10 protein-coding genes are annotated in these 11,258 nt (G+C 32.3%); 2 read left to right on the top strand and 8 right to left on the bottom strand.

Annotated elements, in window-relative coordinates; genetic code table 11:
* Positions 1-548: 548 nt before the first annotated feature.
* The 8 genes from AC1RNS_RS06070 to AC1RNS_RS06035 all read right to left on the bottom strand — a co-directional run bounded on the left by AC1RNS_RS06070 (position 549) and on the right by AC1RNS_RS06035 (position 8,501).
* Positions 549-809, bottom strand: a complete 261-nt coding sequence (locus AC1RNS_RS06070; protein WP_492991438.1) for a hypothetical protein — start codon at positions 807-809, stop codon at positions 549-551.
* A 372-nt stretch (positions 810-1,181) separates the two neighbouring features.
* Positions 1,182-3,038, bottom strand: a complete 1,857-nt coding sequence (locus tag AC1RNS_RS06065; RefSeq protein WP_492991437.1) for an alpha/beta fold hydrolase — start codon at positions 3,036-3,038, stop codon at positions 1,182-1,184.
* Positions 3,039-3,095: 57 nt separating this feature from the next.
* Entirely contained in the window at positions 3,096-3,662 is a 567-nt protein-coding gene (locus AC1RNS_RS06060; protein WP_492991436.1) for a TetR/AcrR family transcriptional regulator, read from the bottom strand.
* Between the two features lie 274 nt (positions 3,663-3,936).
* On the bottom strand, positions 3,937-4,584 hold the full coding sequence (locus AC1RNS_RS06055; protein WP_492991435.1) for a TnsB C-terminal domain-containing protein: 648 nt from the start codon (positions 4,582-4,584) through the stop codon (positions 3,937-3,939).
* Positions 4,585-4,760: 176 nt separating this feature from the next.
* A complete protein-coding gene (locus AC1RNS_RS06050; protein ID WP_492991443.1) occupies positions 4,761-5,249 on the bottom strand; it encodes an acyl-CoA thioesterase in 489 nt (162 codons plus the stop codon).
* The gene (locus AC1RNS_RS06045; protein WP_492991434.1) at positions 5,179-6,435 is read right to left on the bottom strand and encodes an MFS transporter; all 1,257 of its coding nucleotides are present in this window, start codon (positions 6,433-6,435) and stop codon (positions 5,179-5,181) included. The genes AC1RNS_RS06050 and AC1RNS_RS06045 overlap by 71 nt, the downstream gene beginning before the upstream one ends.
* 31 nt (positions 6,436-6,466) lie before the next feature.
* Positions 6,467-7,651 (bottom strand): aminotransferase, encoded by a 1,185-nt coding sequence (locus AC1RNS_RS06040; RefSeq protein WP_492991433.1) that lies wholly within the window; start codon positions 7,649-7,651, stop codon positions 6,467-6,469.
* 67 nt (positions 7,652-7,718) lie between these two features.
* On the bottom strand, positions 7,719-8,501 hold the full coding sequence (locus AC1RNS_RS06035; protein WP_492991432.1) for a PhzF family phenazine biosynthesis protein: 783 nt from the start codon (positions 8,499-8,501) through the stop codon (positions 7,719-7,721).
* A gap of 201 nt (positions 8,502-8,702) precedes the next feature.
* On the opposite strand from AC1RNS_RS06035, the gene pdxR reads away from it, so the two are divergent.
* Together pdxR and AC1RNS_RS06025 are read left to right on the top strand one after the other, a co-directional pair.
* Positions 8,703-10,175: a MocR-like pyridoxine biosynthesis transcription factor PdxR gene (gene pdxR, locus AC1RNS_RS06030; protein WP_492991431.1), complete on the top strand. Its 1,473-nt coding sequence runs from the start codon at positions 8,703-8,705 to the stop codon at positions 10,173-10,175.
* Positions 10,176-10,853: 678 nt separating this feature from the next.
* Positions 10,854-11,129: a YqhV family protein gene (locus AC1RNS_RS06025; RefSeq protein WP_009371666.1), complete on the top strand. Its 276-nt coding sequence runs from the start codon at positions 10,854-10,856 to the stop codon at positions 11,127-11,129.
* The last annotated feature ends 129 nt before the right edge of the window (positions 11,130-11,258 follow it).

The following is an 11,258-nucleotide window of genomic DNA, read 5'->3' as shown; positions in this document are numbered from 1 at the left end:
TTTGGATTCTTGAAGGCTAATTTGCGTTTCACTCGATTTTCTGTACGAGGAAAATCGAAGGTGGAAAACGAGATGGGCCTCGCATTAATGGCCGTGAATATAAGAAAATTCACAGCCATTAGCTAAAAGCTATCTGGAAAAACATAAAAGATCGAGAAATCCGACTTTGAATGAATTCAAAGTCGGATTTCTCACGAATTGAAGCTAGTTATGTCCCAGCCTCTTTCTAAAATTCCCTTCAATTTCATATTCTTTTCGTCGTTTGTGTATGTTTTACTTTCACTTGAGGTCTATCAAAGCGCTGTTCAAGCGTTCTCTCACTTGAACTTCAAAGAAATGCTAATTAAATAAGTGCTGTAGATTCAAATTTACAGCACTTCAACTTAATCAGACAAGAGATATTATCCATCTCGAATATTAATTGGAATTTTCAAAAATTTTTGCATATATAAACAAATTTAGGACTTTAAACAAAAGCCATCGAGAATGACTCTCTCGATGGCTTATACTCTACTTAATGGTTAAATGATGTATCAAAAATAATCAAATTACTTTTTTTCATACGTAGCAAAAACTTCACTCGCTATATTTAAAATTAACCGAACTTCAGATTCATTTCTATCCTCAACTAGATTTTTTAAAATCATAATCAACTCTTTTTTTTCAAAGTACATATTATCAAAATTTAGAGTATTAAATTTAAAAATACTACTTGGAGTTTCTTCTAAGCCTTGAGTAATCTTTTCTAAGGTCTGTATGGTTATATTTCTATCCCCTCTTTCAACCCCAGCCAAATAGAAGTTATTCAAGCCCCTCAGTCCATTTAATTAGATTATACCAAAATAATCCAAACCCTTGTTGAACTATTCTCCCCCTTAGCCATCCATGTCGCGTACAATCAACACTACACCACAGTAAATGAAAGATTATTACGTTCTTTCATGGGAGTTTAAGTATATTTCTTCACAAGGTGATTACATGCCATTCGTAAAGAGCAATACTTTGTTCAATTCGCATTTTACTACCTCAGGATACTGATATGTACGCTGTAATTGATTAGCTGTTAGATTTTTAAGTACATATATCCAGCGTTCATGTAGACAATCTTTTTTTTCAAACAGTACGACTTTATTTCAAAGACATAACGATCTTACTACCCATTTTTTATTTATCCCATACGCTCATCTGCTACTACTACTATTTTTTATTACCAAATTAGCCGTTTCACTCGGATGGTTAAGAGGAAAATGATGACCATATGGAACAAAATCAACCTTACCCAGATGCGAAGGAGCAGAATAGCCTCTGTCAGAATCCCCCCAAATAATGTGAAGATTATACTTTGTTACTTCATTGAAATCACCTTGAACGTTTTTCGATAGTAAACTGTTAAGCTGAACGGTAGTATTTAAAATTCTAGGAGAAGTAAAACTTTTACTTATTTTTTCAATATAATGTTCAGGGATGCTCTCTATACTTTCAAATAAACCATTACTTAATAAATATCGCTCTATCAGATTAGTAGTTGCCAATTTCAATGTCCATTTGTTCATAAATTGAGGAACATTTATGGATTTAGCATTTTTTTTAGCAATAGGAGGCTGAAGTAAAGTAATTGTATACTTCTTATCTATGTACTTTTGTACTAATGCTTCCAAAAGAATATACGCACCAAATGAATGGCCAATTAGATGGGCACCGTTAGTAGCTTTCTCCAATAACTTTTTCACTACATTCAAATAGATATTTAAAAGATTTTTCTCTCGTTTAAAAGGAGAACGTCCCAAACCTGGAAGATCCAAGATCCATACAGGTTGACCCGTTTTTTCATGAAGCTCTTGCGCTAAAGGAAATAAATCCTCTCCATCACTCAATAAACCATGAAATAAAATAAACGGTTTCCCCTCTCCTTGTAATTGGTAAAGGGTATTGTTATCGCATAATGTTCGCTCAAATAAATGATGATGCTCACCATTTTGATACATCAATCGATAATCCAGATCAGCTACTACGGCAGGGAAAAAGTTCATGACACTCGTCTTCTTAAACCAATCTCCCCCCATCATGTTTTTCACCGAAACATTTGAAAATGTTCGTTTTGTCATAAAATTCAGTCCATCAGAAGGAATGTTTGTTATTTTACTTACTCCACTTTTCATTATTGTTTTCATAAGCGGCATTGGAACAGAGATTTTTGGTGCCCTCATATTCATACTTTCCGACATAACATTTAATAATTCAGCAATGTTCGGATCGTTCTCTTTGTCTTCAACAAGTGTATATGTTTGAATAGCCGGCTGCTCCAATTTGAAAACCTGCACAATAAACTTCGCAAACTCATCGTTTGAAATCAGTGGCAACCTATATCCCTTACCTCCAGGAATCACTGGCATGAGCCCTCTTCGCATACTTGTCACAAGCAAACCTAATCCTGCTATCTGCTCTGTACTCCCTGTTTTACTACTACCGACCACAGTTGGCGGATTAATGACAGACAGCGGATAACCTACTGTTGATGCCTGCTGACGGATATAAAGATCTGCTAAAAACTTTGTTCTCTCATAGGGATTTTTTATTTTCAAAAAATTGTTTCCTTCTTTAAACACATCTATCGCAATCTTGCTATTTTTATCATCAAAGGGACTCATATAGCCTACAACATGAATAAATTGTTGCAATCCCTTCAATTGGTGAATATTTTTAGCGAATTCACTAATATGTTGGGCACCATTCAAAAATACAGAAGCTGCCTCTTTGCTAGTCGCTTGAATATCCATGGGGCCTCCTGCGTGAATAATCACATCCGTTTTCAATACCAACTCCTTATCTTCAGCACTTAGACCTAAGTCTATTTTCGTTAAATCACCTTCAATAAAGTGCATATCTGTCTCTTTTAAGATACCTCTTTCTTGATAAATGCGTGTTGCTTTACTTTTCGATCTCACTAATAGAAGAATTGTAACATGCTCTTTGGCTAATTCCTTCACTAATTGCTTTCCAATAAAACCTGTTCCACCAGTTAAAAATACTGTTCTCATAAAAATCCTCCTTGTAGTACTATGCAGTACTAATTTGATGTAAAAAAAATGCTTCTTTTATCGAAGCAAGTTAAACAAATGATCTGCTGTTTTCAAGATTACAGTTGCATCCTCCAGTGTTTCTGAAATAAATAGCGCTCCTTCAAGATTTGTAATAAAAAGAGATGCAACCTCGTCAATATTAATTGTCTTTCTAAATTCACCATTCTCTATCCCTTGTTTAAGGAATAGAGAAACTTTCGTTTGTAATCCTGCAAAAAAAAGACCTATTTTTTCTTTTACTTTTGTGGCATTTGTAGGGCTTTGAATATAAAGCGTAATAAATGGACAGCTCCCCTTATATTCTCTCGTCTGAACTCCTTGTGATATTTGTTTTAAAAACAGTTGGATACGATCTTCAACTAATAATTGGTTTTGAGATAGTAAGCCATCAATTGCAGATTGATACATTTCAATCCAATAATCAACGACCCCTTCCAACAATTCTTCCTTATTAGAGAAGTGATAATACACATTAGACTTTGAAACTTTGCTTACACGAACTAATTCATCCATGCTTGTATAAGCAAACCCTTTTTCTAAAAATAATGTTGCAGCTACTTCAATCACACGTTTTTGATTCATTAATTTTACCCTTGTCATAATTAGTACTATACAGTACTACAATGGGTGTTGCAAGTATTTTTGTTAGTTTAATAAAAAAATTGATCAAAAAAGCTATATTTTAATTGATTTTACTGCTAAAAATTAATCTCATTTTGAACAAAGTTGAACTGAACCCCAAAACTGTTTTGGATGGCCTAGTATTAATCCAATGCAATTGAGAAGATTTGATTTCCCAATATTATTCTCTCCAATTATTGCTGTAAAAGGTTTCAAAGGGATAGTAAACTCCTTTTCACCTAGACTCAGATAAGGTGTTAATATTCATACCACGTTCTAGTCGCTGTTTAAGGGCTTCTAAAGGTGTTATATTAGATAATCCAAAATGAGGTGTAGTGTTGTATTCCGCAATCAGTACATCCACCAGTTCTTCAATATGTTCTACAGATATATTATATTTAACTGCAATTTTTTCATTATTTTTTAACTTTTTAGGATCTTGAGGATTATTTCCAGTAGTAGACACTATACGTTGAAAACCATTTTGTTCAAGTGTTCTAAAAAACCTTTCAATGTGAGGTCGACTAATCGGAGTAGCAACTGATCCCATATTAATTGAACAACCTATAAAATTATTTAATTGATCTTGTACAATTTTAGCTAGATTGGCTTTCGCATTGTCATAGAAAAATTCATCCCAAATTCCATATGCAGCTTCATGTATAAGATATGAGGGGAAACCTGCACTTTCACAATATTTTAAGTTGGGTATAGTAAGTTCTTTTGGTTTCCATGGTTTTATAGCATTCCTAATACACATTAAAACATCATCCGAAGAATATTCTTTATTTAGACATAAGTGATAGCCTAATATACAGCGGGTAGCAACATCTATTATTGATAAAATCCAAATTCTATTTAAGGATTTCGATACTTTAGACAAGAACTTTTAGACGTTTTATTTTAAGTATAGATGTAGGTTATGATCGATTTTATAAAATCCCCCTTAGGCATTGCGGATTTTGTAATCACTAACTAAAAAATTTGAAGTATCTCTTTACGATAAGCATATTAGACAGACATAAGCACTCTTAGTTAATTGTGCTTATGTCTGTCTTGTTATTTTAAACTAGTGTGTTTTAATAATTCCTCTCTAATCTCATTATTTATAGGTATAGATTTCTTCTCCTCAAAATTAAAATTAACTAAAACAGCCTTTCCACGAGCAATACAATTTTTATTTTCATCTTCAATTGAATGTTCTACATCAAAGCTAGATTTACCGATTCGGCTAACCCATGTATATACTTTAATTTTTTGAGCATATCCAATTTCCTGAAGAAAATCACAATTAGTTGATGCAACAATAAGGTTCCACGATTCTATACTCAAATTATGATTGAAAATTTGAAATAGTCCCTTTCTGGCTTCTTCAAAATAAGTAAAATAAACAGAATTGTTAACATGTCCTAAAGAATCACAGTCATTAAAGCGAACATTCAAATTAGTTTCAAACATATTATCACTCCTTTTTAAATTATTGAATAGTACTCCGCCCTTTTTCCTCCAGAGTCTTTTGCTCAGGAAGTAAAAAGGTGAAAGTTGCACCAATTAATAAAATAATTATCGATAGATAAAAAGAAGAATTATAATTGGCATGGAAATTATACATTAGACCTGGAACATATGCCCCTAATGCAGATCCAATTTGATGACTAAGAAATAGCCAGCCTATAATAAAACCTATTGAATAGTTTTTAAAATGTTGGGTTGCTAATAATTGAGTAGGAGCTACAGTTGCAAAATCAACTAAACCAAAAATCATAGCAAATATTATGAATAGATAAGGATTACTATTATCTAAAAGTATTAGAAGAGAAAGTGGCCGGACTATATATAATACAATTAGAAACTTACGACTACTCCATCGATCAGCTATAACACCTGATATTAATATTCCAATTATATTAAATGCGGCCAAAACACTGACTGCAATTCCTGTTATGCTTGTTGAAAAACCGCATAACTGTGCAATAGGGATTAAGTGAGTGTCCATTAATCCTGTAGTAGTAAAACCACAAATTGCAAAAGGTAAAATAATGAACCAAAATTGTTTTTTTCGATAAACTTCCCAATTAGAGAATGTGTTGCTTTTTTTCTTTTTACTATTTGTAAATTCTTTATTACGATGGCCTCCTATAGGTTCTAGCTCTTTATCTTCAGGATTATTTCGTATTAAAAACAAAACTATAGGAAAGATTACTATGGCCAAAATTAAGCCTAATACACTAACAGTTCCTTTCCAACCAATCCAATGTATTAAAGCAAGAGACCCTGGTACAAGTATCATTTGCCCTGCACCAAACCCAGTTTCTACTATCGCTAAAGCAAGTCCCCGTTTTTTATGAAACCAGTTTGTAACAATTACAGTTGCAGCTACATTTGATGCTCCTCCAACCCCAACTGATACAAAAAGTCCGTAAATAATCAACAATTGCCAAAAATCATTAACAAAAGCCATCAATAAAAAGCTAATTGCCACTAGAATAGTACTTAATGAAAGTATTAAACGTGGACCAAACTTATCAACTAATGTTCCAATAAATGGTTGAGATACCCCATAAACAATAAAGCTAATTGTTGAGATAAGTGAAATTGTTCCTCTGTCCAATTGAAAGTCATTTTCCCATGGCTCTATAAATGCACCAAATGATAAACGAACACCTTGAACAGCTAATAGGTTTATAAATATGACTAGTACAATTATCCACGCATAATGAATTTTCAATTTCATATTTTCACTTCTTTTCTGTTGTATAAATATTTTATGAAATATCCTTATCTATGAATCTTTTAATTCGTTGCATGGCTTCTTGTAACAGTTCAAAACGAGTAACATAACTACATCTTATATACCCTTCACCACCTTTACCGAATACTGAACCTGGTACCACAGCAACTTGTTCATCTATTAGTAATTTTTCAGCAAATTCTTCGCTTGATAAGCCTGTAGATGAAATGTCTGGGAATACATAAAAAGCTCCTCCTGGTAAATGGCATGAAAGTCCCATTTCATTGAATTCATTAACAATATAATGTCTACGGTCGTTATAACTTTGCACCATTTTTCTAACTTGCTCCTGACCATTTTTTAAAGCTTCTATTGCTGCAAATTGAGACATTGTAGGAGCGCACATTATGGAATATTGATGTACTTTCAACATTCCTTGAATAATTTCTGATGGTCCACAAGCAAATCCTAATCTCCCTCCTGTCATAGCAAAACCTTTTGAAAATCCATTCATTAAAATGGTCCTTTCCTGCATACCTGGGATGGAAACCATGCTTGTAAAGGATTCATCATAAGAAATTTCTGAATAAATTTCATCGGAAAGGACCAGTAAATTATGTTTTGCTATTACCTCAGCTATTTTTTCAAGGTCTCTCCTATTTAAGACAGTTCCAGTGGGATTATTAGGTGAGCAAATGATTATTCCTTTTGTTTTATCTGTTATAACTTTTTCTAATTGCTCGGGTTGGAGTTTAAAATCAAAATTAGCCAATGCTTGGATCGTTACTACTTTTCCACCCGCCATTTCAATTATTGGAGAGTACGATACATAGCTAGGTTCTATCACTATTATTTCATCACCAGGGTTAACGATAGTTCTTATAGCAATATCAAGTGCTTCAGAAGATCCTACAGTTACTAAAATTTCATTTTCAGATGAATATTTGGCATTAAATTTATTGTATAAATAATCAGAAATTTCTTTTCGAAGTTGAATAAGCCCTGCATTAGGAGAATAAGCAGTATAACCTTTCTCTAGTGATAAAATGCTTGCTTCACGAAAATTTAATGGAGTTACATAATCAGGCTCACCTACTCCCAGAGATATAACATTGTTCATTTGATAAGCTAAATCGAAAAAGCGTCTAATACCTGATGGCTTAATTGTTTGAATATGATTTGATAAAAATTTTTTGGGGTCAAAGTCTTTGGTATTCATAGTTTAAAATCACCATTCTTATCTTTTACAATCTTAAAAATTGTTATTTTTTAAAGTGTTTTCCCTTTTATAATTGTAGATCCGCAATTGAATATAAGACAGCTGAACCACTAATCTTTACTCTAACATCGTCGTATTTACAGTATAGTGTTCCACCACGTTTAGATAGCTGTCTAGCGATCATTTCATTTTTTCCTAGCCGTTTTGCCCATAATGGAATTAAACTACAATGTGCTGAACCACAAACTGGATCTTCATTTACATTTAGTTTTGGCCAAAAGGCTCTAGAAACAAAATCAACCTCATTACCTTTTGCAGTCACAATAACAGCAAGTCCTTCTGGAAATTGCGCTAATTTAGTAAAATCAGGAGACAAGTTAAGTACATCTTCTTCTTTTTCAAGTACAAACACTAAATCTCTACCTAAAAAAGTTTCTACAGGTTTTATACCGAGTGCTTCCACCATCTGTTTTGTCAAGTCATATTCGTTAAGCTTTATACTTGGGAAATCTAATTCATAAAGATCATTTTTTTTCGAAACAATCAGTTCTCCACTCTTTGTTTGAAATCTGATTTTTTTAAGTTCTTTGTCATAAAAATTTGTGATAATATAAGCAGTTGCTATAGTTGCATGTCCACAAAGATCAATTTCTCCTCCAGGTGTAAACCATCTTAAATGATAACTGTCTCTATCTTTTTCTTTTACAGCAAATGCTGTTTCAGAAAGATTATTTTCAATAGCTATATTCTCCATCATTTTTTCAGGCAGCCATTCATCCATAATACAAACACCAGCAGGATTACCCTCAAATATTTTTTCCGCAAAAGCATCCACTACATAATATTTCATTAAAAAAACCTCCTGTTTACCTTTATTCAGAACTATTTAAACAGTACTTAATTCTATTTCAATATAAACTCACCCACCCACTCTATACATAGCAAAGCATCCTCCTTGATGTTATAATGTGTTCATTTGAATCACCTTATTTTATAACTAAACTAGGTATAACACTCAATACACTTCTATAACACTTTATGGAGGATAGACATGCATATTGAAATTCAACGAAAATCAGAGACTTCTCTTTCTAAACAAATTTTCCAATCAATAGTTGACCATATACGATCAGGCCTATTACCAGAAGGAAGCCAGTTACCTTCTGTCCGGGAATTATCTAAAAAATTAGAAGTTAGTTTTGTTACTGTGGTCAAAGCATATAAAGAACTCGAAAAAGAAAATTATATTATTTCTATTCAAGGAAAAGGAACATTTGTGAATATTGGCGAAACAGATATAAGAAATTCAAAAACAGATGAACCACCGTTTAATTGGCAGTTATCTATACAAGATTATCTACCAAGAGCTCAGTTTTCTCGCTTTCATCACATTCAAGGCGAAATTCAACTCTCTTCATCAATGATTGACCCAGGGCTTCTCCCTAATCAATATTTAGAAAAAGAAATTCATAAAATGCTTTCTGAAAACCCAAGGATATTATCTCGATATAGTGAAATTCAAGGTGAGTATGAACTAAGAGAAGCAATGTCTAACTATTTAAAACAGTTTGATGTACCTACTACACCTGAAAACCTTTTAGTTACAAATGGATCCCAACAAGGAATAGATCTTATCGCTCGTACATTTATTGGTCCAAATGATGTGGTGATAATGGAAAGTCCTACGTATCCAGGAGCGATAGACGTTTTTAGAGGAAGAGGTGCTACCATACTTACTGTTCCAGTAGATAGAGAAGGTATGAATTTAAATATACTTCAAAATTTGTGTGATAAATACAAACCAAAGATTATTTATACAATACCTACCTTCCATAACCCCACTGGTGTAGTTATGTCACAAAAGCGCCGTAGACAAATTTTAGAGATCGCAAAAAGTATTCAATGTATTGTTGTAGAAGATGATCCATGGAGTGAGATTTATTTTGATAAAAAGCCACCTGCCCCTATTAAAAGTATGGATAATGATGGTCATGTAATTTATTTAAAAGGGTTAAGTAAAACGCTAGCTCCAAGTTGCAGAATTGGAATTCTCTCAGCATCAGGTTCGATTTTCAATCGTCTATTGGCTGCTAAATCTAATGCAGATTTGGGTAGTCCTTTATTAACACAGAAATCATTATTACCCTTTATTACTTCAAAGAAAATGATAGATCATATGAAAAAATTAAGAACAGCATTAAAAGTAAGACGGGATTTGTCACTCGAATTACTATCAAAATACTCTCCTGAAGGGATTACGTGGATGATACCTAATGGGGGATTAAACTTATGGATTACACTTCCGATTTGGATAGATACAAATCAACTTCTGATAGAAGCAAAAAAAAATCTTGTATCATTTTTACCAGGTTCTGTTTGTTTTCCAGTAGAACAAGAAAAATGTCATTTACGATTAAGTTTTTCATTTATGAGTGAACAACAATTACAACAGGGAATTAAAACTTTATGTATGATTTTTAATGCTGAAATATCTTCGAAAAAAAATAACACTCCAGATTTTTGAGATTATTCTAATGAGTAAAAAAAGGTTCTTTTAATATAGAAAAGGATTTCCAGAAAGAAACATTTACTGAAGTCTGAAGTTTGATTTTATGGTTATATTAAATAAGCCAGAAAATTTTAGAAATAACGCTATGAGGCGTATCGATATTCAGTTACACGTACCGTTGCCCATCTCGATCGCTCTCACAGTGCATAATAAAAGCCTTCCACAATGATGTTGAAATTTATGATTGCTTGTGATTTTGTTCAACTTCAGTTAATTAAACCTTTATTTAACAGCTTGAATAATAGCTGAGACAATATAATTTTCTAAATCATAATAAGGTTCTTATTCACGGTTAAATTCTTTGGTATCATTTTTGGTTCAATTGAGATATTTGAAAGCCTGCATCTTTTAAAAGTACTATCTTTCCCATAAATCTTTAGGATTTTATTATATGCACTTATACTATTTCCTTTTAAAAACAGAGAATGGATATATAAAACGGATTCTATTAATAAATTCTTTGAACTTTTATCTAGAAAATCACTTATTAAATTAATACTATAAAGCATAATATAACAAGAATATTTGATACGAATCATACATATATTGATTTTAGTATTTCATTATAACAGAAGTCTATTATTATCCTAAGATGGATTTATAATATATGCGAAAATTATCTATAAAGATAGGATGATGACAATTATTGAAAAATCGGTTCTTGCTATGGTTATTTTACGTGTATTGTCTGGAAGTATTGAAGTAAGTGCTGGATTGTTGATGCTAAAGTTGAATAATTTAGAAAAAGCATTCTATATTAATACAATGCTTGCATTGGTTGGCCCAACAGTTTTAATCGTAACGACAGCAATTGCATTATTTGGACTAGCTGATAAAATTCCTGTGACGAGAATCATTTGCCTATTTACGGGAATAACACTTATTATTATTAGCTCACATATTAAGTAATATGGACATACCATTCTTAATACTTGTTAAAACCTTTATTTTAAACCTCACATTTATTAGCCATAATTTTTTGTCCTTTCTGAACAATATCTTTTGGATTATTCATCCTAATAATAATGTTCATTAGTT

The sequence above is a fragment of the Lysinibacillus sp. GW821-FHT14F06 genome (assembly GCF_058803665.1).
This window is presented reverse-complemented; position numbering and strand designations above follow the sequence as displayed.

Coding starts and splice junctions, on each gene's coding strand:
- AC1RNS_RS06065 (WP_492991437.1), bottom strand. CDS start 3,038: ATGAGAACAGTATTTTTAACTGGTGGAACAGGTTTTATTGGAAAGCAA.
- AC1RNS_RS06060 (WP_492991436.1), bottom strand. CDS start 3,662: ATGAATCAAAAACGTGTGATTGAAGTAGCTGCAACATTATTTTTAGAA.
- AC1RNS_RS06045 (WP_492991434.1), bottom strand. CDS start 6,435: ATGAAATTGAAAATTCATTATGCGTGGATAATTGTACTAGTCATATTT.
- AC1RNS_RS06040 (WP_492991433.1), bottom strand. CDS start 7,651: ATGAATACCAAAGACTTTGACCCCAAAAAATTTTTATCAAATCATATT.
- AC1RNS_RS06035 (WP_492991432.1), bottom strand. CDS start 8,501: ATGAAATATTATGTAGTGGATGCTTTTGCGGAAAAAATATTTGAGGGT.
- pdxR (WP_492991431.1), top strand. CDS start 8,703: ATGCATATTGAAATTCAACGAAAATCAGAGACTTCTCTTTCTAAACAA.
- AC1RNS_RS06025 (WP_009371666.1), top strand. CDS start 10,854: ATGATGACAATTATTGAAAAATCGGTTCTTGCTATGGTTATTTTACGT.